The sequence below is a fragment of the Chromohalobacter sp. 296-RDG genome, from assembly GCF_029889885.1.
Lineage (GTDB): Bacteria > Pseudomonadota > Gammaproteobacteria > Pseudomonadales > Halomonadaceae > Chromohalobacter.
The window spans coordinates 1-25,285 of sequence record NZ_JARANY010000027.1; the positions used below are offsets into that span (position 1 = coordinate 1).

General features: G+C 61.1%; 29 protein-coding genes. 20 read left to right on the top strand and 9 right to left on the bottom strand.

Going from position 1 to position 25,285, the window contains the following annotated elements; translation table 11 throughout:
* On the top strand, positions 1 to 189 hold a 189-nt coding region (locus OP495_RS10905), incomplete at its 5' end, for a hypothetical protein (protein WP_280569171.1).
* Between the two features lie 90 nt (positions 190 to 279).
* Here OP495_RS10905 and serA read toward each other — a convergent pair.
* Positions 280 to 1,530: a phosphoglycerate dehydrogenase gene (gene serA / locus OP495_RS10910; RefSeq protein ID WP_280569174.1), complete on the bottom strand. Its 1,251-nt coding sequence runs from the start codon at positions 1,528 to 1,530 to the stop codon at positions 280 to 282.
* Positions 1,531 to 1,844: 314 nt separating this feature from the next.
* Here serA and OP495_RS10915 point away from each other — a divergent pair, with 314 nt between their 5' ends.
* The 4 genes from OP495_RS10915 to djlA are packed head-to-tail and all read left to right on the top strand — an operon-like array spanning position 1,845 to position 5,807.
* The gene (locus OP495_RS10915; protein WP_280564619.1) at positions 1,845 to 2,150 is read left to right on the top strand and encodes an exodeoxyribonuclease VII small subunit; all 306 of its coding nucleotides are present in this window, start codon (positions 1,845 to 1,847) and stop codon (positions 2,148 to 2,150) included.
* The gene (ispA, locus tag OP495_RS10920; RefSeq protein ID WP_280564618.1) at positions 2,137 to 3,030 is read left to right on the top strand and encodes a (2E,6E)-farnesyl diphosphate synthase; all 894 of its coding nucleotides are present in this window, start codon (positions 2,137 to 2,139) and stop codon (positions 3,028 to 3,030) included. The genes OP495_RS10915 and ispA overlap by 14 nt, the downstream gene beginning before the upstream one ends.
* Positions 3,031 to 3,049: 19 nt before the next feature.
* The gene (gene dxs / locus OP495_RS10925) at positions 3,050 to 5,005 is read left to right on the top strand and encodes a 1-deoxy-D-xylulose-5-phosphate synthase (RefSeq protein ID WP_280569175.1); all 1,956 of its coding nucleotides are present in this window, start codon (positions 3,050 to 3,052) and stop codon (positions 5,003 to 5,005) included.
* A gap of 25 nt (positions 5,006 to 5,030) precedes the next feature.
* The gene (djlA, locus tag OP495_RS10930; protein WP_280569176.1) at positions 5,031 to 5,807 is read left to right on the top strand and encodes a co-chaperone DjlA; all 777 of its coding nucleotides are present in this window, start codon (positions 5,031 to 5,033) and stop codon (positions 5,805 to 5,807) included.
* An 86-nt stretch (positions 5,808 to 5,893) separates the two neighbouring features.
* Here djlA and uraH read toward each other — a convergent pair whose 3' ends face one another.
* Positions 5,894 to 6,301, bottom strand: a complete 408-nt coding sequence (uraH, locus tag OP495_RS10935) for a hydroxyisourate hydrolase (protein ID WP_280569179.1) — start codon at positions 6,299 to 6,301, stop codon at positions 5,894 to 5,896.
* Between the two features lie 153 nt (positions 6,302 to 6,454).
* Between uraH and OP495_RS10940 the strand changes: the two genes are divergently transcribed.
* From OP495_RS10940 to OP495_RS10950, 3 genes are read left to right on the top strand one after another with little or no spacing between them, the layout of a single operon-like run.
* Positions 6,455 to 7,126, top strand: a complete 672-nt coding sequence (locus OP495_RS10940) for a heavy metal response regulator transcription factor (RefSeq protein WP_280569182.1) — start codon at positions 6,455 to 6,457, stop codon at positions 7,124 to 7,126.
* Positions 7,126 to 8,526, top strand: a complete 1,401-nt coding sequence (locus tag OP495_RS10945; RefSeq protein ID WP_280569185.1) for a heavy metal sensor histidine kinase — start codon at positions 7,126 to 7,128, stop codon at positions 8,524 to 8,526. The genes OP495_RS10940 and OP495_RS10945 overlap by 1 nt, the downstream gene beginning before the upstream one ends.
* 41 nt (positions 8,527 to 8,567) lie before the next feature.
* A complete protein-coding gene (locus OP495_RS10950; protein ID WP_280569188.1) occupies positions 8,568 to 9,170 on the top strand; it encodes a class I SAM-dependent methyltransferase in 603 nt (200 codons plus the stop codon).
* 19 nt (positions 9,171 to 9,189) lie between these two features.
* On the opposite strand, the gene OP495_RS10955 is transcribed toward OP495_RS10950, so the two are convergent.
* Positions 9,190 to 9,768, bottom strand: coding sequence for a TetR/AcrR family transcriptional regulator (locus tag OP495_RS10955; RefSeq protein WP_280569191.1), 579 nt, complete (start codon positions 9,766 to 9,768; stop codon positions 9,190 to 9,192).
* Between the two features lie 162 nt (positions 9,769 to 9,930).
* On the opposite strand from OP495_RS10955, the gene OP495_RS10960 reads away from it, so the two are divergent.
* Entirely contained in the window at positions 9,931 to 10,305 is a 375-nt protein-coding gene (locus OP495_RS10960; protein WP_280564613.1) for an SMR family transporter, read from the top strand.
* Positions 10,302 to 10,622, top strand: coding sequence for an SMR family transporter (locus OP495_RS10965; RefSeq protein WP_280564612.1), 321 nt, complete (start codon positions 10,302 to 10,304; stop codon positions 10,620 to 10,622). The genes OP495_RS10960 and OP495_RS10965 overlap by 4 nt, the downstream gene beginning before the upstream one ends.
* 58 nt (positions 10,623 to 10,680) lie before the next feature.
* On the opposite strand, the gene OP495_RS10970 is transcribed toward OP495_RS10965, so the two are convergent.
* From OP495_RS10970 to ribA, 4 genes are all read right to left on the bottom strand, one after another.
* Entirely contained in the window at positions 10,681 to 11,463 is a 783-nt protein-coding gene (locus OP495_RS10970; protein ID WP_280569193.1) for an outer membrane protein OmpK, read from the bottom strand.
* Between the two features lie 158 nt (positions 11,464 to 11,621).
* On the bottom strand, positions 11,622 to 12,884 hold the full coding sequence (locus tag OP495_RS10975) for a NupC/NupG family nucleoside CNT transporter (protein ID WP_280564610.1): 1,263 nt from the start codon (positions 12,882 to 12,884) through the stop codon (positions 11,622 to 11,624).
* Positions 12,885 to 13,221: 337 nt separating this feature from the next.
* Positions 13,222 to 13,905 (bottom strand): hemolysin III family protein, encoded by a 684-nt coding sequence (locus OP495_RS10980; RefSeq protein ID WP_280564609.1) that lies wholly within the window; start codon positions 13,903 to 13,905, stop codon positions 13,222 to 13,224.
* Positions 13,906 to 13,983: 78 nt separating this feature from the next.
* Positions 13,984 to 14,613: a GTP cyclohydrolase II gene (gene ribA, locus OP495_RS10985; RefSeq protein WP_280569196.1), complete on the bottom strand. Its 630-nt coding sequence runs from the start codon at positions 14,611 to 14,613 to the stop codon at positions 13,984 to 13,986.
* Between the two features lie 222 nt (positions 14,614 to 14,835).
* Here ribA and hemE point away from each other — a divergent pair, with 222 nt between their 5' ends.
* The 8 genes from hemE to OP495_RS11025 all read left to right on the top strand — a co-directional run bounded on the left by hemE (position 14,836) and on the right by OP495_RS11025 (position 22,033).
* On the top strand, positions 14,836 to 15,897 hold the full coding sequence (gene hemE / locus OP495_RS10990; protein ID WP_280569198.1) for a uroporphyrinogen decarboxylase: 1,062 nt from the start codon (positions 14,836 to 14,838) through the stop codon (positions 15,895 to 15,897).
* A complete protein-coding gene (locus OP495_RS10995; protein WP_280564606.1) occupies positions 15,869 to 16,342 on the top strand; it encodes a DUF393 domain-containing protein in 474 nt (157 codons plus the stop codon). The genes hemE and OP495_RS10995 overlap by 29 nt, the downstream gene beginning before the upstream one ends.
* 43 nt (positions 16,343 to 16,385) lie before the next feature.
* On the top strand, positions 16,386 to 16,754 hold the full coding sequence (locus OP495_RS11000; protein ID WP_280564605.1) for a VanZ family protein: 369 nt from the start codon (positions 16,386 to 16,388) through the stop codon (positions 16,752 to 16,754).
* A gap of 78 nt (positions 16,755 to 16,832) precedes the next feature.
* Positions 16,833 to 17,696, top strand: a complete 864-nt coding sequence (gene speE, locus OP495_RS11005) for a polyamine aminopropyltransferase (protein ID WP_280564604.1) — start codon at positions 16,833 to 16,835, stop codon at positions 17,694 to 17,696.
* 124 nt (positions 17,697 to 17,820) lie between these two features.
* Complete coding sequence (locus OP495_RS11010) at positions 17,821 to 18,849, top strand: amino acid ABC transporter substrate-binding protein (protein ID WP_280564603.1); 1,029 nt, start codon at positions 17,821 to 17,823, stop codon at positions 18,847 to 18,849.
* A gap of 81 nt (positions 18,850 to 18,930) precedes the next feature.
* The gene (locus OP495_RS11015) at positions 18,931 to 20,109 is read left to right on the top strand and encodes an amino acid ABC transporter permease (RefSeq protein WP_280564602.1); all 1,179 of its coding nucleotides are present in this window, start codon (positions 18,931 to 18,933) and stop codon (positions 20,107 to 20,109) included.
* A 1-nt stretch (position 20,110) separates the two neighbouring features.
* Positions 20,111 to 21,220 carry an amino acid ABC transporter permease gene (locus tag OP495_RS11020; protein ID WP_280564601.1) on the top strand — a complete coding sequence of 370 codons (1,110 nt, stop codon included), beginning with the start codon at positions 20,111 to 20,113 and terminating at the stop codon, positions 21,218 to 21,220.
* Positions 21,221 to 21,265: 45 nt separating this feature from the next.
* On the top strand, positions 21,266 to 22,033 hold the full coding sequence (locus tag OP495_RS11025; RefSeq protein WP_280564600.1) for an amino acid ABC transporter ATP-binding protein: 768 nt from the start codon (positions 21,266 to 21,268) through the stop codon (positions 22,031 to 22,033).
* Positions 22,034 to 22,055: 22 nt separating this feature from the next.
* Here OP495_RS11025 and OP495_RS11030 read toward each other — a convergent pair whose 3' ends face one another.
* A complete protein-coding gene (locus tag OP495_RS11030; protein WP_280569201.1) occupies positions 22,056 to 22,520 on the bottom strand; it encodes a hypothetical protein in 465 nt (154 codons plus the stop codon).
* Between the two features lie 265 nt (positions 22,521 to 22,785).
* Here OP495_RS11030 and OP495_RS11035 point away from each other — a divergent pair, with 265 nt between their 5' ends.
* Positions 22,786 to 23,220, top strand: coding sequence for a host attachment protein (locus OP495_RS11035; RefSeq protein WP_280569202.1), 435 nt, complete (start codon positions 22,786 to 22,788; stop codon positions 23,218 to 23,220).
* A gap of 186 nt (positions 23,221 to 23,406) precedes the next feature.
* On the opposite strand, the gene OP495_RS11040 is transcribed toward OP495_RS11035, so the two are convergent.
* A complete protein-coding gene (locus tag OP495_RS11040) occupies positions 23,407 to 24,333 on the bottom strand; it encodes a LysR family transcriptional regulator (protein WP_280569204.1) in 927 nt (308 codons plus the stop codon).
* Between the two features lie 158 nt (positions 24,334 to 24,491).
* Here OP495_RS11040 and OP495_RS11045 point away from each other — a divergent pair, with 158 nt between their 5' ends.
* Positions 24,492 to 25,268 (top strand): ferredoxin--NADP reductase, encoded by a 777-nt coding sequence (locus tag OP495_RS11045; RefSeq protein ID WP_280569206.1) that lies wholly within the window; start codon positions 24,492 to 24,494, stop codon positions 25,266 to 25,268.
* Positions 25,269 to 25,285 lie beyond the last annotated feature (17 nt).

Here is a 25,285-nt window from a genome sequence, read left to right on the forward strand (position 1 = left end):
AATCAGAAAGCGAGGGAACCTATGCGTTATCTATTTGCGGTGATGGGAACCGCGCTGCTGCTGGCGGGGCTCACTGGCTGCACGGTCAATACCCATAGCGACGGCCATCGTGAGGTCAAGAAGGGTGTGCCTCAGAGCGGACCGACCAGCAACCCGGCGGATATCTCGCGTTCCGACGAGACGCCGTGATAGGGAAATCGCTGAATCTAGCAGGCCACAAACGCCACGGCCCCTCCAAGGAGGGGCCGTGTTGCGTTGGGCTGCCAGTGCGCCGTGTCGTTACGCTTCGAAGTTGCTCTCGGAGTAGAGCACGCGCAGGCGCAGCGTGTGGTTGACGCGCTTGAGCGCTTCCAGTGCCTTGGGGCCGTAGGCCTTGTCGACATCGATGACCACGTAGCCGACGCCGCTATTGGTCTGCAGGTACTGCGCCGAGATATTGATGCCCTCATCGCCGAGTACCTTGTTGATCTCGGACATCACGCCCGGCACGTTCTCGTGAATGTGCAACAGGCGGTGCTTGTCCGGATGGGCAGGCAGCGCGACTTCGGGGAAGTTGACCGAAGTGATGGTGGTGCCGTTGTCGGAGTAAGTGATCAGCTTCTCGGAAACCTCGATGCCGATGTTTTCCTGGGCTTCCAGGGTCGAGCCGCCGATATGCGGGGTCAGGATGACGTTGTCCTTGCCGCGTAACGGAGAGACGAATTCATCGTGGGTGCCCTTGGGTTCGACGGGGAAGACGTCGAGGGCTGCGCCGAGCAGCTTGCCGCTCTCGAGCACGTCGGACAGCGCCTCGATATCCACCACGGTGCCGCGCGAGGCGTTGATGAAGATGGCGCTCTGCTTCATCAGCGCCAACTGGTCACGGCCGATCATCCAGCGCGTGGACGGCACATCGGGCACGTGCAGGCTGACGACGTCGGCGCGTGCCAGCAGTTCCTCTAGTGAGCCCACCTGACGCGCATTGCCCATGGCCAGCTTGGTGATGACGTCGTAATACAGGACGTCGAAGCCGAGTGATTCGGCGAGCACCGAGAGCTGGGCGCCGATGCTGCCATAACCAATGATCCCCAGCGTCTTGCCGCGCGCTTCATGGGCATTCTTGGCCGACTTCAACCAGCCGCCCTGATGCGCGCGGGTGGATTTCTCGGGGATGCCGCGCAGCAGCATGATGGCTTCGGCGAGGACCAGCTCAGCTACCGAGCGGGTATTGGAATACGGTGCGTTGAAGACTGGAATGCCACGTTCGAGCGCTGCGTTGAGATTGACCTGGTTGGTGCCGATGCAGAAGCAGCCCACGGCGGTCAGCCTCTCGGCGGCGGCGAACACACGCTCGGTGAGTTGCGTGCGCGAGCGCAGACCGATGAAGTGGACGTCGCGGATCTTCTCGACCAGCTCGTCCTCGGACAAGGAAGTGGAGAGCGTTTCGATGTTGGTGTAACCGGCATTCAGGAGGTTGTCCACGGCGGACTGATGAATGCCCTCGAGCAGCAGAATCTTGATCTTGCTCTTGTCCAGAGACGTCTTGGCCATTGTCGGTTCAACCCTTTCGTCGACTGATGCGACGTTTATCTATCGGTATGGTGGTGGCCTGTCCAAGCGAGCGATCCGAGGCCCCGAGGCAAGAAAAAGGGGAGGCGACCGCCCAACGACAGGGGCCATATCGTAGCACAGGCGGCCTGTTTGAGGATGAATTCGCTGCACCTTGTGAATGAATGCGTTTGCACCGGTGGTGCTTGCGGCTACGCCGGGGCAGACGCATCCCCGGGGCTTGGGTGTATACTATGAACCCAACTCTTGGTAAGCCGGGCCGTGGCATCGGTCCGCACGGATGAGCGAGAAGCGCCATGGTGGAAAAGGATGCATCGGTTGGTGATGTCGCCCAGCCCGACGAAACGGATGTTCAGGACGCCGACCCGGAGGATTTCGCGGCCACGTTGGCGCGTCTGGAATCGCTGGTTGCTCAACTGGAGTCGGGTGAGCTTTCTCTGGAAGCGTCGTTGGTGGCGTTCGAACGCGGTGTGCATCTGACTCGCGACGCCCAGCAACGCCTGGAAAACGCCGAGTTGCGCGTCAAGGCATTGCTGGAGCAACCCGACGGCAGCTTCCACGAGACACCCTTCGATGCCGGGGAGGTCGATGGTGAGCGTTGAACCCCTGGCCGAGCGCGACATCATCACCACGGCGCAGGCGCGGATCGAGCAGGTGCTGGCGCAGGTCTTCGAGCGCGCGACGCCGGTCGCTGGCGATCTCGATGCCGCCATGCGCTATGGCGTACTGGGTGGCGGCAAGCGCCTGCGCCCGGTGCTGGTGTATGCCACCGGACGCGCACTGGGCGCCGAGGACACTGCGCTGGATGCGCCTGCGGCTGCCATCGAACTGATCCATGCATACTCGTTGATCCACGATGATTTGCCCGCCATGGACAACGACGATATGCGTCGCGGACGTCCCACCGTGCATCGTGTCTATAACGAGGCAATGGCCATCCTGACCGGCGATGCGTTGCAAACGCTGGCCTTCGAAGTGCTTGGCGAGGATCGTTCTCCACGTTTGGGAGCGATGGTACGTGTGCTGGCTAACGCCGCCGGGCGCGAAGGCATGGCCGCCGGACAAGCGCTGGATCTTTCCGCCGTGGGAGGACGCCTGGACGTCGATGCCCTGGCCACCATGCACGGCTATAAGACCGGCGCTCTGATCCGTGCCGCCGTGCGGCTTGGCGCCCTGGCGGCCGTCGACGAAGATGACTCTCGCGTGGCGGCCCTGGATGCCTACGCTGCCGCTATCGGGTTGGCGTTCCAGATTCAGGATGACATCCTCGATGTCGCTGGCGACGCCGCGACTCTGGGCAAGGCGACCGGTGCCGATGCGGCACGTGCCAAACCTACTTATCCGGCTTTGCTCGGCCTGGAAGGTGCCCGTGCCAAGGCACACGGCCTGCTCGATGAGGCGCTGGACGCTCTGGTGCCCCTGGGCGAGCAAGCCTTTCCTCTGGCCGACCTGGCCCGCCATATGATCGACCGCGATCACTGATCGGTTGTAGAAGACGCTTATGAAGCTGTTCGACGAGATTCCTGCCGAACGTCCGGCAACGCCGTTGCTCGATACCCTCGAGTCTCCGGCGGCGTTACACGATTTCAAGGCGGCGCAGTTGCGAGAACTGGCCGACGAGCTGCGTGCCTACCTGCTCTATAGTGTCGGCTGTACCGGTGGCCACTTCGGTGCGGGGCTGGGCGTGGTCGAGTTGACTGTCGCCTTGCACCATATTCTCGACACACCGCATGATCGTCTGGTCTGGGACGTCGGCCACCAGGCCTATCCGCACAAGATTCTCACCGGGCGTCGCGAGCAGATGTCGACCATCCGCCAGTTCGGCGGGTTGGCGGCGTTTCCCAAGCGCGATGAGTCACCCTACGACACCTTCGGTGTCGGCCACTCGAGCACCTCGATTTCGGCGGCGCTGGGCATGGCGTTGGCGGCGCGAACCAAAGGTGAGAAGCGCCGTGTCTGTGCGGTTATCGGCGATGGCGCCTTGAGCGCTGGCATGTCGTTCGAAGCGCTGGCGCATGCTGGGCATGTCGATGCCAATATGCTGGTGATTCTCAACGACAATGAAATGTCGATTTCCGAGAACGTCGGCGGCATGGCCAGTTATCTGGCACGCATCCTGGTCAGCAAGCCGTATACGGTGATGCGCGAGAACAGCAAGCGCGTGCTTTCGCACCTGCCGGGCGCGCTGGAGCTGGCACGCCGCACCGAGGAGCACGTCAAGGGCATGGTCAGTCCGGCGACCTTGTTCGAAGAGATGGGCTTCAACTACATCGGCCCCATCGACGGCCACGATTTGCCGAGCCTGGTGCAGACACTCGGCAGCATGGCAAATCTCGAGGGACCGCAGTTCCTGCATATCAAGACCTGCAAGGGAGGCGGCTTTCGTCCCGCCGAGGCCGATCCCATCGGCTACCATGCCATCACCAAGCTCGAGAAAACCGCCAGCGAGCCGCCGCCCAAGAAAGAGCCGCGTTCGCCCAATGAGGCCACGCCTGAGCCTGAAGCCGAACCCAAGCCCAAACCACGCAAGTATTGCAATGTCTTCGGCGAGTGGATCTGCGACATGGCGGCGGAAGATGCGCGCTTGATCGGCATCACGCCGGCGATGCGCGAGGGCTCCGACCTGATTCGCTTCTCCCGCGAGTATCCCGGGCGTTACTACGACGTGGCGATCGCCGAGCAGCATGCGGTGACGATGGCGGCGGGCATAGCGTGCGAGGGCATGAAGCCCGTGGTGGCGATCTATTCGACCTTCCTGCAGCGCGGCTATGATCAGTTGATCCATGACGTGTCGGTGCAGGCGCTCGATGTCACCTTCGCTATCGACCGCGCGGGCGTAGTCGGCGAAGACGGCCCCACGCACCATGGCGCGCTGGATCTCGCTTATCTGCGCTGCATCCCGGGCATGGTAGTGCTGGCACCCGCCGATGAAGCCGAGTGCCGCGCCATGCTGAGTGCCGCCTATCATCACGAAGGCCCGGCGGCGGTGCGATATCCGCGCGGCACCGGGCCGGGGACGACGCTCGCGCCCGGCCTCGAGGCGTTGCCGATCGGCGAGGCCGAGACGCGGCGTACCGGCGCGCAGGACGGCGTGGCGCTGCTGGCGTTCGGCAGCATGAACGGTTCCGCCGCCGAGGTTGCCGAGAATCTCGACGCCACGCACCTCAATATGCGCAGCGTGAAACCGCTGGACCGTGATGCGATACTCGCGGCGGCGAACCAGCACTGGCTACTGGTGACGCTCGAGGAGAATGTCGTCGCCGGTGGCGCGGGGAGCGGCGTCAATGAACTCTTGGCCGCCGAGGGTGTCCAGGTCGAGATATTGAATCTTGGCCTGCCGGATGCCTTCGTCGAGCACGGCAAGCCCGCCGAATTGCTGACGGCGTGCGGTCTCGACGCCGAGGGCATCGAGACTGCAGTACGCCAGCGCTGGGGTGCGCCACACCACAATGACTAACATTTAGCGACAAGACGGAAACTTCATGCTGATCGCCATTTTGATTGGGGCCGGGCTCGGCTTCATGTTCGGTAAATTACCGGGACTGATTATCGGTGCCTTCCTGGGGTATTGGGTGGCGCGCCGACTAGTACGTCGCGTGGTTGTCTCAAAGCTATCGCAAATGCAGGGGCAGTTCCTCGACTCGACGTTTGCGGTCATGGGGTGCGTCTGCAAGGCGGACGGCCATGTCAGCGGCGACGAGCTGCGTGTCGTCGAGGCGCTTTTTGAGCGTTTACGCTTGAATGAGGAGCAGCGCGAGCGCGCGAAGGCGGCCTTCGAACGTGGCAAGGCCGATGATTTCGACCTCGACGCCGAATTGGCCACGGTGCGGCGAGTGACCGGCGGACAGCGGGCCCTGTTGCAGGTGTTCCTGCAAGTCCAGCTCTCGGCCATCGCCGCCGATGGCGAATTGCATCCCGCCGAGCATGAGATGCTGTTGCGCGTGGCACGCGGACTGGGATGCAGCGAAGCCGAGATCGAACAGATCGAGGCCATGCTGCGTGGCGGTCAGCAGCAGGCGAGTGGCGGCGCGACATCGCAGCAGGCGCTGACCGATGCCTATCGGGTGCTGGGCGTCGAAGCCGATGCCAGCGATGCCGAGCTCAAGCGTGCCTATCGCCGCCTGATGAGCCAGAATCACCCGGACAAGCTCGCCGGCAAGGGCCTGCCTGAAAGCATGCGCGAAATGGCCGAAACGCGTACCCAGGAAATCTCCAACGCCTACGATCTGATCAAGAAGTCCCGCGAAACGAACGCCTGACCTCGTAGCGGTCTTCGTCCATGACGCAGAGAAGCCCTCGGCCAAGGCCGGGGGCTTCTCTGTTTACGGCGGATGACCGGCGCGGCTCAGCTGCCGCGGTAGGTGGAGTAACCGTAGGGGCTCAGCAGCAGCGGGATATGATAGTGCTGTGAGGTGTCGGTCACCTCGAAAGGTACCGGAATCTCGGGAAAGAAGGTTTGGGTATCGTGCTCGGCGAACCAGTCACCGGTCTCGAACGTCACGCGGTAGACACCCGTAGTGAAGTCTCGGTCGTCGGGATAGAGCGCCGAGATGCGGCCGGACTCGGCCGTGATGCCGGTGGCCAGAGACTCCCAGCCGCTCTCGGTGCGCTTCTCGAGCTGGACCTCGATCCCTGGCGACGGCTGGCCGGACTGGATGTCGAGCACGTGCACGCTCAGCGGGTTGTCGGCAGCCAGCGCCGGGACAGCACCGCAAAGGCCGAGGGCGGCGATCAGCGTTCGGGATACGTGCATGGGAAGATCTCCTGTCGTGATGGAGGTTTTATCCTGGCAGTGTCTTGCCGTCGCTGGCCTGACGGCAGGATTACGACTTTGTAATGGGCAGTCTGCGCGCGACGGGCTAGCCTGTGGCGTCATTTATCGGTCATTTATCGAGAGACATGTTGCATGCGTATCCTGCTGGTGGAGGACGAAAGCAAGACCGCCGACTACCTTGCCAGGGGGCTGGGTGAGGCCGGGTATCGGGTCGAGGTCGCCCGGGACGGGCTGGACGGCCGGCACCTGATCGAGGAGGCCGACTTCGAGCTGATTATCCTCGACGTCATGCTGCCGGGGCTCGATGGCTGGGAACTGCTGCGGCTGATCCGGCGCCATAGCCAAGTGCCGGTGTTGTTCCTGACCGCCCGAGATGCCGTGGAATACCGGGTCAAGGGGTTGGAGCTGGGCGCTGACGACTATCTGGTCAAACCCTTTTCTTTCGTCGAGCTGCTGGCCCGAGTGAGGACGCTGCTGCGCCGCGGTCCGCTGCGGGAGCGGGAGCGCTTCCAGGTGGCCGATCTGCACATGGACGTGCTGAAACGTCGGGTCACACGGGGCGAGACGCGGCTTGCGCTTACCAATAAGGAGTTCGCGCTGCTGCAACTGCTGCTCGAGCGCGAGGGCGAGGTACTGTCGCGGACCTTGATCGCCTCCGAGGTTTGGGGCATGAACTTCGATAGCGATACCAATGTGGTGGAGGTTGCCGTGCGGCGACTGCGGGCCAAGGTGGACGATCCCTTCACGCGTCGGTTAATTCACACCGAACGCGGCATGGGCTACGTACTGGAGGACCGCGGTTGATGCGTGCGCCGGCCTCTCTATCGATGCGCCTGTCGCTGCTGTTCGCCCTGGTGACCCTGGGGCTGCTCGGTGGCCTCGGCGCCTATCTCTACCATGCTCTGGGTCAACAGATCGCCTGGCGTGACGATCAGATGCTGCAGGGTCGCCTCGAGCGCATGGAAGCGCTTCTGGACGACGGCGAGAGTATCGCAGCGCTGCGTCGCCGGCCGCTGCTCTATGCCAATATGTTGGGCAATCGCGAGAGCCTGCTGTGGATGCTCGACGCGCACGGCGTGCCGCTGATAGAGGTCAATCCGCCGGACCTACCGGTGCCCGAGCTACCGCCGGCTCCGGAGGGACGACTCGGGGAACATCCTGCCGTCGAGTCGACGCGCCTGGCCTGGCGCAGCTTCGAGCATGACGGGCGCCGCCTGACCCTGGTGGCCGGCAAGACGCTCGATGAGCGCGAGCGGATGCTGGCCGCCTATAGGTTGCGGCTGTGGCTCGCCATGGGGGCAGGCGCGGTGCTGGCCTGTGGGTTGGGCTGGGTCGTCGTACGGCGTGGTTTGCGTCCGGTGAGAAGGCTGGCCACGCGGGCGCGCACGATCGACGTGGCGCATCTGCATCGGCGCCTGGAGGCGAACGACGAGACGGCGGAGCTGCGCGAGCTGAGTCGCGCGCTCAACCAGATGCTGGCGCGTCTGGAAGAAGGGTTCGCCCAGCTGTCACGCTTTTCCGAGGACCTCGCCCACGAGATGCGTACGCCCTTGGGTAACCTGCTGGGAGCGACCCAGCAGGCCCTGCAGCGGGAGCGCGCGGGGGTGGAATACCGCCAGCTGCTGGGCTCTCACGTCGAAGAGTACGAGCGGCTGTCGCGCATGATAGAGACCATGCTGTTCTTGGCGCGCACCGAGCAACCCTCGAGGACGCTGCCCCGTGAAACGGTCGATCTGCGAGGGCTCGCCGACCAGCTCTGCGACTACTTCGAGGGCATGGCCGACGAAGACGGTCGCGAGCTGGTTAGTGATATGGAGGGTCGGATGACGGCCAATCTCGATCTGCTGCGCCGAGCGCTCGCCAACCTCATCGATAACGCGCTGCGCCATGGACGCAGCGGCACCGAGATCCGTCTGGTGTCGCGGCGAGAGGCCGGGGGCTGGCACCTCGGGGTGATCAATCACGGGGAACCGATTCCCGACGCGGAGCAGGCGCGGCTCTTCGAGCGCTTCTATCGCGGCGATCCGGCGCGATCTCAGTCGGTGGGCACCGGTGGTCTGGGACTGGCCATCGTGCGTTCCGTGGCGCAATTGCATGGCGGGGAGGCCTGGTGCGAAAGCGATACGGCCGTCAATGCTTTCTGGTTGCGTCTGCCAGTGAGCGGCGGTTGCGTTGACAGTTGCCCTGTGGGTCGGCAACGCTGAAAGGCGCTAGCGCCCGCGTGGCGCGATACCAGGAGATGCGGATGCCAGCGAGACTGAAGACCTATCGCGCCGTGGCGAACCTGCTGGGCGCACTGGATGCGCTGGGTTGGCGAGTGGGATATCGCTATGGCGACCGTCAGTTGCTCGAGGGTGTCATTCTGCCCTCCCTGGCGGCGGATGTCGGCGCTGGCCATGTGTTGCTGGTGGGATGCGCTTGGTACACGCGCGACTACCCCGAATTCTTCACCCGGGCACGTGTCTCGACGCTGGATGTCGATCCCGCCAAATCGCCCTTCGGAAGCCGGCGCCACGTGGTCGCCGATATGACCGCCCTGGAACGGCACTTTGCCCCCGCCAGCCTGGATGCCGTGGTCTGTAACGGTGTGCTGGGTTGGGGGCTGGATTCACCTGGTGATATCGACACCGCTTTTGCCTCGACAGTGGCCTGCCTGCGGCCCGGTGGACAGCTTCTGCTGGGTTGGAACGATATCCCGCCCTATAACGCCGTACCGCCCGATGCCGTGACGGCGCTCGAGGCGCTGCATCCTGATACGATCCCGGGCCTCGATCAGCACAGCGTAATCGCCTTGGAACGCAATCAACACTGCTACCAGGCCTTTCGGAAACCGGAGGCGAGATCCTGACGCCCCGAGAGGAGCCCTCTCAGGCTTCCAGCCCCGCCCAAAAGACGGCCCAGGCCCCCTCCAGGCGCTGTTCGAACGTATCGGCGTCGTAGTAGAAATTCTCGGCGAACAGACCATCCATCAGGCAATAGAAAGCGGCGATGAATTGCGCCTCAGGCAGTGCACGCAGTTCACCAGCTTGGCGGCCATCTTCGAAGAGCGCGTGCAGGTGGGCGTTGATGCGCCGCTCGTTGTCATCCGAAATGGTGGCGACCTGGGTGGCCACATCCGTAGGCGGAAAGAGCAGATAGCGCTTGTAGAAAACGCCCTGATGCTCGCGGCGGATGAACGTGGCGCATGCGCGGATGAGACGCTGGAGGCGTTCACGCGTGGGCAAGTCGTGGGAACGTGTCAGGCTATCGTCGATGAGCGTGACGATGCCGCTTTCGACATCCTCGAAGATCGCCAGGAAAAGCGCCGCCTTGTTGGGAAAATGGTTGTAGATCGACGGCTTCTTGATGCCCGTTTCAGCGGCGATGTGCGCCAGACTGGTGCCTTCGTAGCCGTGTTGAGCGAACAGGGCGAGGCCGGTTTGTTTGAGTTTGTCACGGGTATGCACGAAAAATCCCTGAGCCTGCGTGAAGCCTTCATGATCGCGGCTCGGGCACGCGATTGCCAAGTCATGGCGTAAACTTTATACTAACGACCGTTAGTTAGTTTTGTGACGCCACTCGGCGTTGCTTCCGGAAGACGCGAGGCGTCGGCGATCGAGGAGGACATGATGATGATGCGTTGGTTGATCCTGACGTTGGCGGCGTTGGCCGAAGTTGGCTGGGCGACGGGATTGAAACTCGCCAGTAGCCCTCTCGAGTGGCTGGCGACCGTGATCGTGGCCGCCATGAGCTTGCTGCTGGCGGTGCGTGCCGTGCGCTTCTTGCCGGCCAGCACGGTGTACACGGTCTTCGTGGGGTTAGGTGCAGCGGGCACGGTGGTGGCCGATGCTTGGCTGTTCGGCACGCATTTCTCGTGGTCATCGTTGGCGTGTATAGGACTGATCCTGATCGGCGTCATCGGTCTGCAGCAGTTTGCCGGCGAACCCGCGGCCGGTCGGGCGTCCCGGGACGCTGATCGGCGCCGCGAAGGAGTGTCTTCATGACGTGGCATTGGTTGGCATTACTCGGAGCGGGTGTTTTTGAGGTGGTCGGCGTAGTGGGATTTGCTCGCGTTAGCCACGGGCGAGCACTGGCCGGCGGTGTGCTCATGACGCTAGGGTTCGGCACGGCACTCGGGTTTCTGGCACTGGCCATGCGCGGCATCGACTTGGGTATTGCCTATGCCGTGTTTACTGGTATGGGCACCGTATGCGGCACCTTGCTGGGTATGCTGTGCTGGGGCGAGTCGCGCCATCCGTTGCGGATTGCGTTCACTGCTTTGATCGTGATCGGCGTACTGGGGCTCAAGCTTTTGAACTGACATGCCGACACGTAGGGGAGTCAAGGCGTGCCCGCCGGGCGGCGGCCACGCAAGCGGGTCAGAACTTGTAGTTGATGCTGAAGTAATGGCCCGGGCCGGAAGTGTCCTGGCGGATGCCGGAAGCATCGGTGTCGTCGCGGTAGAAGGCCATGTTGTTGTAGATCTTCAAGCCATACCCGATGGCGAAGCGATCGGTGTGATAGTAAAGGCCGTTGAACCACTCCAGGCTGTTGCTGCTGCGTCCCGCTTGTTCAGCGACGGTATCCGCGCCGAATTTATAATCGATATACCCTTGGTAGGATAAATAGCTGCCATTGGAGAAGGTGTAGAACGGCTTGAACCAGTCGGTAGAGGCCATGAAACCGTCCCATGAGCTCTCATCCGGGCCACCGTAGTTCTCGCGCACGTAGCGTGCGGTGAGATTGAGGCCGATCTCGCCGAACCAGGGCACTTCAACGTCCGAGCCGAGGCCCACGTAATGCTCCCACAGGCCGCCACCGGGGCCGTTGTCGCCGATCGTCGTGACGGTGGCGATGTACCATTCCTTGACCGGGCCCACGGAAAGGTCGCGACCGGTCATGGCGTCCAATGAGAAGCGCGGCGCGAGTTTGATGAACATGTTGTCGCCGCCGTGCTGGTCACTATTGCTGCTATCCATAGCATCGAACATGTCGACATACCCGTAGAGATCGACGATCCCCGAGCGCCCGCCGAATTCCATCTCGACGTAGGTATCCTGAGAGTTACGAAACGGTAGGCGGTTGTCCTCGCTATGCATCAGATTGAAGGTCAACCAGAGGTTGTCGTCTTCGTGAATGCCCTCTGAATAATCTGCCGCCATGGCCGGAGTAGCCCCTACCATCGTGGCAAAGCACGAAGCCCCAACCCACTTGCTTATTGTGATCTTGTTCATGGTCATTCTTCCCATCTTTGCGTTTTTACGTTGTAGTCGAGATACACCCAGGCCCGGAGCGACCTCTTGGTGGAGTGCCAGCAGCGTTATGCCAAGCTAATGAAAAGCCCTGCAATGGTGGCCGACATCAGGTTGGAAAGTGTCCCGGCGAGTACGGCCTTGAGGCCGTAGCGAGCGATTTCCTGGCGCCGGTTGGGCGCCATGAGGCCGAGCCCGCCGAGCAGAATAGCGATCGAGGAGAGGTTGGCGAAGCCACATAGCGCGAAGGACAAGACGGCGGCGGTGTGCTTGGACATGGCCTCGCCAGTCGCGGCTACGACGGTATCGCCGGAGATGTACGGCGCCAGATTGATGAAGGCGACGAACTCGTTGACGACGATCTTCTGGCCGATGAACGAGCCGGCCAGCGTGGCCTCGCTCCAGGGAATGCCCAGCAGAAAGGCCAACGGTGCGAAGAGCCAGCCGAGAATCATCTCCAGACTCAGCGAGTCCATGCCGAACCAGCCGCCTACGCCACCGAGGATGCCGTTGATCAGCGCAATCAAGCCGATGAATGCCAGCAGCATGGCGCCGACGTTGGCCGCCAGCATCATACCCGAGGTGGCACCGGTGGCGGCGGCATCGAGCACGTTGGCAGGCTTGTCGTCTTCCTCGATCTTTTCTTCGGCGCGCGAGATGCTGTCATTGGGGGTTTCGGTTTCCGGTACCAGCAGCTTGGCGAAAAGCAGTCCCCCTGGGGCGGCCATGAAAGAGGCTGCGATCAGGTACTCCATGGGGATACCGAGTTCTGCGTAACCCGCGAGCACCGACCCTGCCACCGACGCCAGGCCTCCACACATGACGGCGAATAGCTCCGAGCGCGTCATTGAATTGATGAAGGGGCGTATCACCAGCGGCGCTTCGGTCTGTCCCACGAAAATATTGGCGGTGGCCGACATGGACTCGGTCCGTGATGTCCCCAGCACACGCTGCAAGGCGCCGCCGAGCAGACGTATGACCCATTGCATGACCTTCAAGTGATAGAGTACGGCGATCAGCGACGAGAAGAAGATTATGACCGGCAAGACCTTGAAGGCAAAGACAAAGCCCACGCTCGAGGGGTCGGCTAGGTTGCCAAACAGGAAGTTGATGCCATCGTCGGCATATACGATGACTTGGCTGACGCCCTCCGAGATCGTTGCCAGAACGGCTTGTCCGAAGGGAATGTAAAGTACAAAGGCACCGATGGCGGCTTGAATGGCGAACGCGCCGCCGACCGTGCGCAGCCGAATCGACTTGCGATTGGAGGAAAACAGCACAGCGATAAGGATCAGCGTCGCCATCCCTACCAGGCTCATGATAGTGGTCATATCAGCATCCTGATGACGTTCGATTGTGGGTTGTTATACAGGGAACGGCATACGCCAGCATATGGCTTGCCATTTTGTTATTAGAGTCACAGTATTGTGCTATTAAAGTAACACACGCCAGGTGATGTCAACTCTTTACCCTGAAGATGTGAGCAAAAACGCAGTGATCATTCATTATGTACTCGCCGCAACAAGTAAATGTTCGCGAATGATCAATAAATGACATGGCGGCGATGGTGGAGGGCCGGTAGGCGTAGTGGCGCTTGGGAAGAAAAAGGGGCGAGACGGTTTTCAAACCAGTGGAACATGCGCATTTCCTGGCCGGGCGCCGCCGTGCTTACGCCTGAAACGGCAGCACGGCGGTGTAAACGGCGAAGTAGTGACACACACTGCCACCCAAGACGAACAGGTGCCAGATGGCGTGATGGAAGGGAATCGCGCGAATCGCGTAGAACACCACGCCTAACGTGTAGGTAATACCGCCGGCGACCAGGAGCGCGAGGCCGGGTGTATTGAGGCGGGCGTCGAGTTCGCCGGCAGCCAGCACGATCATCCAGCCCATCAACAGGTAGACCCCCACACGCAGCATGCCAAAGCGATGCGGCCAGACGATCTTGAGCACGATACCGCCTAGCGCGAGGCTCCAGATAGCTGTAAACAGTCCCCAGCCCAAGGGGCCACGCAGGTTGACCAGCAAGAACGGCGTATAGGTGCCGGCGATCAGCAGGTAGATCGCGCAGTGATCGAAGACCTGGAATAGGCCCTTGAGGCGCGCGCCGCGCAGCCCATGGTAGAACGTCGAGGCCGTATACAGTAGCAATAGACAGATGCCGTAGAGGCTGACGCTGACGATTTTCCATGGGTCGACATTGACCGCCAGGCTGGCTGCAACGATGAGTACTACCATGCCAGCGAGGCTGAGCACGGCGCCGATCCCATGACTGATGCTATGCAGCACTTCTTCGAGACCGGAAAAAGGCGCGTCTTGGTCGGGCGAAACGGGTGGGGACTCATGTGACATGATGAACTCCTGAACGTGATACCGACGAGCTGACATCGAGACAACATGCGCATCAGTATAGTTCGTCAAAGGGCAGCGTCAGCGTTCCTTATCACCTTTGCGGATGGGGGAAAAGCCGTCCAGTGCCATCATGTGCCCGAGCTTGCCGACCTTGGTGGCCAGGTACTGCTCGTTGTGGGGGTTGCGCCCCGCGGTGATCGCAAGACGCTCTGCGACACGCACGCCATCGCGCGTCAGGGCATCGACCTTGCGCGGATTGTTGGTCATCAACTTGAGCGCTTGCACGCCGAGGTGGTCGAGCATGGGCACGCAGAGATCGTAACGGCGCATGTCGGCGCCGAAGCCCAGGTGTTCGTTGGCTTCTACGGTGTCGAGGCCCTGATCCTGAAGATGATAGGCGCGGATCTTGTTGAGCAGGCCGATGCCACGGCCTTCCTGACGCAGGTAGAGCAATACGCCGCGTCCTGCGTCGGCGATGCGCTTGAGCGCCTCCTGCAATTGGTAGCCGCAATCGCAGCGCATCGAGAACAGGGCGTCTCCCGTCAGGCACTCCGAGTGCACGCGCCCTAACACGGGCTCGGGTGTCGAGACATCGCCCAGAGTCAAGGCAATATGTTCCTTGCCTGTCGCCTCGTCCTCGAAGCCATGCATGGTGAAGGTGGCCCAAGGAGTAGGCAGTTGAGAGGCGGCGATGAAGCGAATCGTCACGATGAACCTCGGTGATGCACATTACGGTGCGGAAAGGGAAAGCGTCCGGGGCGAGTATTCTAGCAGGCCGTGACGCGGGGCTCATCCCGTGAGTGCCGTGCGCGGTCACTACGGGAAAATACGTTGCCAGCAGGCTACTAAATGGGGATGCGTCACCGTGAATCAAGTCGCCGAGCGCGGCATTCGTTACAATAGTGGGCAAAATCGATGTATGGAGCCGTCATGCCTTTGCAAAACGACCGCCTGCTGCGTGCCCTGGCGCGCCAACCGGTAGACCGTACGCCGGTGTGGATGATGCGCCAGGCGGGCCGTTATCTCCCCGAGTATCGCGAAACGCGTGGCCAAGCCGGAAGCTTCATGGACCTGTGCCGCAACGCCGAGTTGGCGTGCGAGGTGACCATGCAGCCACTGGAGCGCTACTCGCTTGATGCGGCGATCCTGTTTTCCGATATTCTCACGATCCCGGATGCCATGGACCTGGGGCTTTACTTCGAGACAGGAGAAGGCCCCAAGTTTCGCAAGACGGTGCGCAGTGCCGCGGATGTCGCCGCGCTACGCGTGCCCGATGCCGAGCGCGACCTTGACTATGTGATGAACGCGGTACGCACCATTCGCCACGAACTGGCGGGTAGCGTACCGCTGATCGGCTTTACAGGCAGTCCCTGGACACTGGCCACCTATATGATCGAAGGCGGCTCGAGCAAAGATTTCCGGCACGCCAAGGCGTTGATGTATGGCGACCCGGCGGCGATGCATGCGTTGCTCGACAAGCTGGCGCGTTCGGTGACCGACTATCTCAACGCCCAGATCCGTGCCGGTGCTCAGATCGTGCAGATCTTCGACACCTGGGGTGGGGTGCTGTCGACGCCGGCGTATCGTGAGTTCTCTCTGGCTTACATGTCGCGCATCGTCGAGGGGCTGATCCGCGAGCACGAGGGGCGGCACGTGCCGGTGGTCCTGTTCACCAAGCAGGGCGGTCAGTGGCTGGAAACCATCGCTGATAGCGGCGCCGATGCCGTGGGCCTGGACTGGACCACCGAACTGAGCGATGCGCGGGCCCGCGTGGGTGACCGCGTGGCGTTGCAGGGCAATCTCGACCCCAACGTGCTGTTCGCCCCGCCTCAGGCGATTCGCGATGAAGTGGCGCGCATTCTGGCCAGCTATGGCAGTGGGCCGGGCCATGTCTTCAACCTGGGCCACGGCGTCAGCCAATTTACTGATCCCGATCATGTTGCCGCTTTTATAGACGCGCTGCATGAGTTCAGCCCGCGTTACCATGGCTGAAGGCGTGCTGCTGCTCGTGCTCGATGCCGAGTGCCCGATGTGTCGGCGCGCGGCGCATTTCGTGCTGCGCCACGCACGGGTGCCGGTGTACCTGGCGAGCCTGCACGAAGCGCCGGCACGGCGTCTGGGCGAACACTTCGGAGCTGACCCGAGTCAGCTCGATAGCGTCTGGCTGGTGCGCGAGGGAGAGTTGCATCGCGACAGCGACGCGTTGTGGCGTCTGGCCCAAGGACTTCAGTGGCCCTGGCGCGGCCTGGCGGCGTTGCGTTGGTTGCCGCGTGGATGGCGCGATGGCGTCTATCATGTCGTCGGACGCTGGCGCCATCATCTGGCACCGGTGACCGATTGGTCGCAACAAGCGCGTGCGAGCTGGGTATTGCACCTGGACGAAACGACCTGTCGGCGGCTGGGCTTGCCGCTCACCTTGATGGGGTGCCGTCCATGACTACCGGCCATAACATAGCCATCCGCCACAAGGAGTGTAAGCCATGCCTGTTTCCCTTCGCTCTCTTCGCTGGTCGTGCCTGGTGCTGGCCGGCGTCAGCGTTGCCGTGATCGCCTGGGGCAGTCTGACGCCCGGCGCGGAGATGCCCCAGGACCTGCCCTGGGACAAGTTCAACCACTTCATCGCCTATGCAGGGCTGGCAGCGCTACTGCGCCTGGGAGGCCTACGCGCGGTGACGGCGCTGGGCCTGGCTGTCGGTTATGGTCTCCTCGTTGAAGGCTTGCAACTGGGCGTGCCGGGACGCAGCGGTGCCGATTGGGCCGATGTGCTGGCCAATACGCTGGGGGCACTCGCTGCGGTAGGGGCCTGTCATTGGCTGCTGCCCAGGCGCTTTCTTGTCGCGCGCGGATAGGCTATGTTGCGCAACTTTCCATGAATGCGATTTTGGCCTCTCGAAGGGGCTTTGACGATAGCGATTACGAGGGTTCCCATGACCGAGCGTCTCGACCAGGGCTGGTTCACTGAAGTGTTCGACAGCCACGGCAGTGCCTTCTCACTCATGATCACGGACAAGTTGCACGAGGTACAAAGCCCCTATCAGCATCTGGAAGTCTACGCCACCGAGACCTACGGTAATTTGATGGTACTCGACGGCTGCGTGATGCTCAGCACGCGCGACAACTTCCTCTATCACGAGATGATCGCGCATCCAGCGCTGTTCGCGCACACTGCGCCCAAACGCGTGGTGATCATCGGCGGCGGTGACTGTGGCACGTTGTGCGAGGTGCTCAAGCATCCGGGCGTCGAGGACGTCGTGCAGATCGACATCGACGAAGAGGTTACCCGGGCCTCGCAGCGTTACTTTCCCGAACTGACGGCGTCCAACGACGACCCGCGTGCCACGCTCAAGTTCGAGGATGGCGTCAAATGGGTGGAAAACGCGCCGGCAGGCAGCGTCGACGTCATGATTATCGACTCCACCGACCCCGTGGGCCCGGCGGAAGGACTTTTCGAGGCCGACTTCCTGGCGCGTTGTCACCGCCTGTTGGCCGACGGCGGTGTGCTGGTGCAGCAGAGTGAATCACCGCTTTATCACACGGGCTCGATCATTCGCGAGTTGCGTGCCGACATGCAGCGCGCCGGCTTCGATAGTGTTGCCACGCTGCCGTTTCCGCAGCCGGTCTATCCCTCGGGCTGGTGGAGTGTCACGCTGGCCGGCAAGAGTAACGACGTGACGCGCTTTCGCGAGACCGCTGCCGCTGCGGTGGAATTCCCGCTCGAGTACTACAGCGTCGAGACCCATCGTGGTGCATTGGCACTGCCGCCGTTCATGCGTCGTGCATTATCGGTGTGATGTGCAACATGTGAAAAACGCTAAAGGCATGTGACTTAGGTATATTGGCTAGATTGGCAGGCTCCTTGCTAATGTTGAAAGTGGCTCTCGAACAAGCCATCACAATAACGCAAGGAGCTTCTGCATGCTGTACAACAACAAGTTCATGGTTGCCCTCCCCGCCGCACTACTGCTGGGAGGGCTGGCAACAGCCTCCCAAGCGGCGACGCTCGATGATGTAAAGGAACGTGGCTCCCTCAACTGCGGGGTGAACGTCGGGCTGGCGGGATTCTCGGCACCAGATGCCGATGGCAAGTGGCAAGGGCTCGATGTGGAAACCTGTCGCGGCATCGCCGCCGCTATCTTTGGCGATCCCGAGAAAGTCGAATTTACACCCTTGACCGCGAAGGAGCGTTTTACCGCGCTGCAGTCGGGGGAAATCGACGTGCTGTCGCGCAACACGACCTGGACGGCAACGCGTGACAACTCCCTCGGCCTGAACTTCACCACGACGACGTTTTACGACGGTCAAGGCTTCATGGTGAACAAGGACCTGGGCATCGAAAGCCTGGAAGACCTTGATGGTGCTTCCATCTGTATCCAGTCCGGCACCACCCACGAATTGAACCTGGCCGATTACTTCCCCTCGCGCGATATCGATATCAATACCGTGACGTTCGACACGCCGGATCAGACCGCCCAAGGGTTTGCTCACGGGCGTTGCGATGTGCTGACCTCCGATACCTCTCAGTTGAGTGCACTGCGTTTGCAGCTTCCCGAGCCGGATAGTGTCGAGATTCTCGAGACACTGATTTCCAAGGAGCCGCTGGGACCGGTGGTCCGCCAGGGCGACGATCAGTGGCTGGATATCGTGCAGTGGTCCATCTTCGCGATGGTCAACGCCGAAGAGATGGGCGTGAACAGCGACAACGTCGATGAAATGCGCGATAACCCGCCCAATCCCGGGGTGGCACGCCTGCTGGGTCAGGACGGCAACTATGGCGAGCAACTCGGCCTTTCCAACGACTGGGCGTACAACATCATCAAGGAAGTCGGCAACTACGGAGAAGTCTTCTCTAGAACGGTAGGTGAGGATTCACCTCTGAAAATCCAGCGGGGTATGAACGCCCTGTGGAACGAGGGTGGTATCCTCTACGCGCCGCCGGTCCGCTGATACGGTTTGTCAAGTACTCGATGATAGCACCCCGCATGACCTGCGGGGTGTCTTCTTGTGTCAGCGTATTAGAGGATCGACATGTCGCGTTCTCCTTCCGGCGATCGGGTTGCGTTGTGGCGTAATCCGACGTTTCGTGCCTATGTACTACAAGGTGTGTTATTAGCGGCGTTAGCGGCGTTAATTGGTTTTATCGTCGTCAATACGATGGCTAACCTCGAAGCAAGAGGAATCTCCACAGGGTTCGGTTTTCTCGATGAGCGCGCGGGCTTCTCCATTCCGCAGACGTTGATCGAGTATTCCGGCGACAGTACCTATGGGCGTACCTTTTTCGTTGGTTTGCTCAATACCTTGCTGGTCTCGGCCTTAGGTATCGTGATGGCGACGATCATTGGCTTCGCGGTGGGGATTGCCAGGCTGTCGTCGAACTGGTTGTTAGCGCGCCTAGCGACTGCCTATGTGGAAATCTTTCGTAACATCCCTCTGCTGGTCCAGATCCTGTTCTGGTATTTCGCGGTGCTGCAGGCACTGCCCAGTCCTCGCCAAAGCCTCAGTCTGCTGGAAATCGTCTTTATCAACGTGCGCGGATTGGTCATTCCCGACCCGCAGCCCCTCAGCGGTTTCGCGGCAACGCCTTGGGCCTTGCTTGTGGGCATCGTGGCGGCGATTGCGCTGGGCATCTGCGCGAAGCGCCGCCAGGTTCGTACCGGCAAGGCCTTGCCGATCTATTGGCTGGGCGCGGGCTTGATCATTGGCATGCCGCTATTGGTGTTCCTGCTCACGGGGGCGCCGCTCGAATGGTCCATTCCCGAGCTGACAGGCTTCAACTTCAGCGGTGGGGTGAGAGTCCTGCCCGAGCTGGTCGCTTTATGGTTGGCATTGTCGATTTATACCGCGTCCTTTATCGCCGAGATCGTGCGCTCGGGCATCCAGTCGGTCCCTGGGGGGCAGGTCGAGGCGGCCAATGCGCTGAGCCTGCCGGGCGGTATTACCTTGCGCAAGGTGGTGATTCCCCAGGCGATGCGCGTCATCGTGCCGCAACTGACGAGCCAGTATCTGAATCTCATCAAGAACTCTTCGTTGGCCACGGCGATTGGTTATCCCGACTTGGTGGCTGTCTTCTCGGGCACGACTCTCAATCAGACCGGGCAGGCCATCGAGATCGTGGCCATGACGATGGCCGTGTATCTGGTGATCAGCCTGGTGGTATCGGCACTGATGAATGTTTATAACGCGCGTACGTTGCTCAAGGAGCGTTGAGATGGCCGGTGAATCCATGCGTGATGTGATGATTGAAGCGCGGCGTCCACCGAATGCGCATCGGGGCGTCGTGAAGTGGCTACAGCGCAACCTGTTTAACGGTCCCCTCAATAGCGTGGTATCGGTGATCACCATTAGCGTATTGCTATGGGCATTGTGGCCTTTAGTGCAATGGGCCTTGATACAGGCCGACTGGCTTGGCGACTCGCGTCAGGCGTGCAGTGGCGAAGGCGCCTGCTGGGTATTCATCAGCGCACGGTTCGAGTCGATCATCTATGGCTTCTACCCTGAGGCCGCGCGCTGGCGGGTGGATATCGTCTTTGCGTTGATGGCAGGACTGCTTGCCTGGTTAGCGATTCCCAGGATTCCGGGCAAACGCTGGGCCGCGATCATCGCAGTGATCGGCTTTCCGGTAGCGGCGTATGTCTTGCTTCTGGGTGGCCACTTCGGGCTAATGCACGTCTCGACCCGTAACTGGGGCGGGCTGATGCTGACCCTGACCGTGGCCACGATCGGTATCGTCGGCTCGTTACCGATCGGGATCGTGCTGGCCTTGGGGCGGCGTTCGAACATGCCGCTGGTCAGGGCCGTGAGCGTCGTCTTCATCGAGTTTTGGCGTGGCGTCCCCTTGATCACCGTGCTGTTCATGGCCTCGGTGATGCTACCGCTGTTTGTACCGACCGAAGTCGAGTTCGATAAGCTCCTGCGTGCTCTAGTGGGGATCATGCTGTTCTGGAGTGCCTACATGGCGGAAGTCATACGAGGCGGGCTACAGGCCATTCCCAGTGGGCAGGATGAAGCGGGTAAGGCGCTGGGGCTCGGGTACTGGCATCGCATGGGGCTGATCGTGTTGCCTCAGGCCTTGAAGCTGGTCATCCCGGGGATCGTCAATACCTTCATTGCGCTGTTCAAGGATACCTCGTTGGTCTTGATCATCGGGCTGTTCGATCTGCTGGCGATCATCCGAGCGGGCCTGACCGATAGTGATTGGCTGGGCTTTGCCACTGAAGGGTACGTGTTTGCTGCCCTAGTGTTCTGGGTATTTTGTTTCAGTATGTCGCGTTATAGCCAGTACATCGAGAAGCGCCTACAGACTGGCCACACGGACTGAATCATAACGACTAAACCAATAACGATAACGCCAAGGAACTGCATCATGAGCCAAGCGACTGCTACCTCTCACGGCGAAACGCCGATGATCGAGATGAAGGGTCTCAACAAGTGGTACGGCGATTTTCACGTGCTGCGCGATATCGACCTGACGGTAAAGCGCGGCGAGCGTATCGTCGTATGCGGCCCCTCGGGGTCCGGCAAGTCGACGTTGATTCGCTGCATCAACCACCTCGAAAGCCATCAGCAAGGCGAGATCGTGGTCAATGGCATGTCCATGACCCAAGACGTCAAGCGTATCGAACAGATTCGCCGTAACGTCGGCATGGTGTTTCAGCACTTCAACCTGTTTCCGCATCTCAGCGTGCTGGAGAACTGCTGCCTGTCGCAGACCTGGGTGCAGAAAAAGCCGCGAGCCGAAGCCGAAAAGACCGCGATGGAGTATCTGGAGCGCGTTCAGATCGCCGATCAGGCGTACAAGTACCCGGGGCAATTATCGGGCGGGCAACAGCAGCGCGTGGCGATTGCGCGGGCGCTGTGCATGCGCCCTGAGGTGATGCTGTTCGACGAGCCGACCTCTGCGCTTGACCCGGAAATGATCAAGGAAGTGCTCGATGTCATGATCGAACTGGCCCGCGAAGGCATGACCATGCTCTGCGTCACGCACGAGATGGGGTTTGCCAAGACTGTGGCTGATCGCGTCATCTTCATGGACCAGGGGCAGATCATCGAAGAGGCGCCGCCGGAGACGTTCTTCAATAATCCGCGCTCGGAACGCACCAAGCTGTTTCTCAGCCAGATTCTCGGCCACTAAGCGGGAGCGAGATGGCTAAGAGCTAAAGGCTGGGTTCCTGACGTTGGGAGGGTGTGGTCGGCTGCCGTTTCGCGGTGGTTGACTGGCGGGGCTGCGTTACGCGCGCCTGGCCTACCACGCCTTCGTCCGGGTCGAGCGGCTTCGCCGTGCCGATCCAGGCCTGTTCTGGGTCGTGCATGGCCGGGCGCCGGTCGATGGCGCGCGTCATCACGTCGCCGGGGGCAAGACCATTTCGGCGTGCCTGCATGTGATGCGGCGCCATCCATAACTCGGCGAACAGGCGCACCAACGCCATGGCGAGCAGCAGCGCGCCTCCGCCGAGTGCCAGCATCGGCCAGCTGGCCTGCCAAGATAACCCGTTTGCCGACGGTGAATGGCGCCATAGCCACACGCTGCCGACCAACAGCAGGCCGATTTGCAGCATACAATGAGAAAAGATCAACGTCCGTCGCGGTAGTGGGCGGCGCATCAAGATAAAGTCGCGCATGTCGCTCTCCCTGGCAGATCGCGCTCGTAGCCGGTGACTCCTGTCCAGCGACGCGATGTTAGCAGGTTTGCGCCAAGCATGAACCTGTCGTTGCCATGCCACGCGGATGTCGCGGTGTGCCGACGCCTGCCGCGAGGTTGACAGAGATACGCTGTGTTTCGATGCTTGACGGGCCGCCATTCGTGCGAAGAGGCGGCCGGATATCAACGGCGCAGGAGGCGCCGTTGCCCGGGATGCCGGTAACCCCCCGATCAAGGAGTCAGACATGGACAAACGCTATATCGTGACCGCCAATGCCTCGCGTGCGCGTGTCTTCGCGCATCAAGCCGGCGTGGTCCGTGAAGTCGATACGTTGATTCATCCCGAGGGCCGTTTGCATACTGGCGATCTGCGTACGGGTGGAAAAGGAGGGGCCGACGATGTGGCATCGCATTCGCCACATCAGTCCGGCAACGACGATGCCACGATGGAAAAGCATGCCGCGTTCTTCGCCAAGGAAGTCGCCGACTATCTCCGCCAGGCGCGCACTCAAGGAAAAGCCGATGAGTTCATCATTGTCGCTGCGCCGCACTTCTTGGGTCTGATTCGTCAGAAGCTCGACAAGCCGACCCAGGCCTGCGTCATCCATACCTTGGACAAGGACCTCTCCGGCGCTAGCGAGGACGAACTGGCCGAGAAATTTCGGCCGCCCCTAGGTTGATTCGAAGACTCGCACCAATATGAAGAATCATCGCGCTTAACGTTTTTCCATGAGTGCCGTTAATCAAGGGAGGCGTTCTTCAACGATAGGCACTCATTAACGTTCACACCGCTTCGCATCCGGATCATGTCGGGCTATGTCGCTATGCCCACGGCCCATCGGCGTATGCCGGTGGGCTTTTTTGATTTAAGGCACGGCCGGTAGGTCGATGTCGTCGCTGCGTTGGACGCCGGCGGTCATCTCGCGGCATAGGCGCAGGAATTCGTGCATGGCGGTGGTCAGATATTTGTGCCGATGCCAGATGAAGGCGAACTGGCGCGTCAGGTCGAGTGCCGGCGTGGCGATGGGGACCAGACTGCCGCGCCGAAAGGCGTCGCGCAGGGCCAAGTGCGAGACACAGCCGATGCCAAGCCCCGATTCCACCGCGCGCTTGATGGCCTCGGTGTGCTCCAGCTCGAGCAGCACATTGAGCCGGCCACGTCGGTGGCGCATCGCTTGATCCAGCGTACGGCGCGTACCCGAGCCCTCCTCGCGCATGATCCAGTCCTCGCGCATCAGCGCTTCCAGATCCGCCTCACCGGCGCTGGCCAATGGGTGCCGTGGCGAGCAGAATACCGTGAGTTCGTCCTCGACCCAGGGTTGCATGACGATATCCTCGTGCTGACAGTCTCCCTCGATCAGACCGAGATCCAATTCGTGATGGGCGATGCGCTCTACGATGGAAGCCGTGTTGCGCACATGCAGGCGTACACGACTGCCCGGATGGTGACGCATGAAGTCGCTGATCAGCAGCGTCGCCAGATAGTTGCCGATAGTCAGCGTCGCGCCGACATCCAGTGAACCGATACCGCGCTGGCCCTTGAGTAGCTCCTCGATTTCCTCGCTGCGGTCGAGCAGTGCCACGGCCTTGGGCAACAACTGAAAGCCCAGCGCATTGAGTTTGAGCCGCTTGCCGATGCGATCGAGTAGCTGGCAGTCGAACTGTCGCTCTAGCTCCGCGAGGGCGGTGCTGGTGGCTGACTGCGACATCGCCAGGCGCTGCGCCGCGCGGGATACGCTTTCATGCTGCGCGATGGCGACGAAGACTTCGAGCTGGCGCAGGGTGTAACGCATGACGATCTCCTGGCGGCCTTATTGGCCGTAATATATCGGTTGGGTAGATAACCGATATTCATATAATTCATTTAACAGATATATTGGGTCAGTCTTATAATTAGTGCAACTTCAATTTAAGCAAATAATGCTTTTCGGTTATAAGTTAAGGAGCAGTCGTGAGTAAACTGGCACTCGAAGAAGTTCTCAGCGTTCATCACTGGAACGATACCCTGTTCAGCTTCCGTACCACGCGCGAGCGTAGCCTGCGCTTCAAGAACGGCCAGTTTGTGATGATCGGCTTGGAAGCCGAGGGCAAGCCGCTGCTGCGGGCCTACTCGGTAGCTAGCCCCAACTACGAGGATCATCTCGAGTTCTTCAGCATCAAGGTGCAGGATGGCCCGCTGACCTCTCGGCTGCAGCATCTCAAGGTCGGCGATCAGATCATGGTCAGCCGCAAGCCTACCGGTACACTGGTCGTCGATGATCTGCTACCGGGTCGCAATCTGTACCTGCTGTCCACTGGCACCGGCCTGGCGCCGTTCATGAGCCTGATTCAGGATCCGGAAGTCTACGAACGTTTCGAAAAGATCGTGCTGATTCACGGCGTGCGCACGGTCAGCGAGTTGGCCTATGCCGACTTCATCACCCAGGACCTGCCGGCTCACGAGTACCTGGGCGAGGAGATCAGCGAGAAGTTGGTCTACTACCCCACGGTAACGCGTGAAGAGTTCCACACCATGGGGCGCCTGACCGATCATATTCGTAGCGGCAAGCTCTTCGCCGATACCGGTTTGCCCGATCTCGACCCCAAACAGGATCGCGCGATGATCTGCGGCAGTCCGGCGATGCTCGACGACACCAGCGCCATGCTCGACGAGCTGGGCTTCAACATTTCCCCGCGCATGGGCGAACCCGGCGACTACGTCATCGAGCGAGCCTTCGTCGAGAAATGAGCGGCGAGATCATGCCG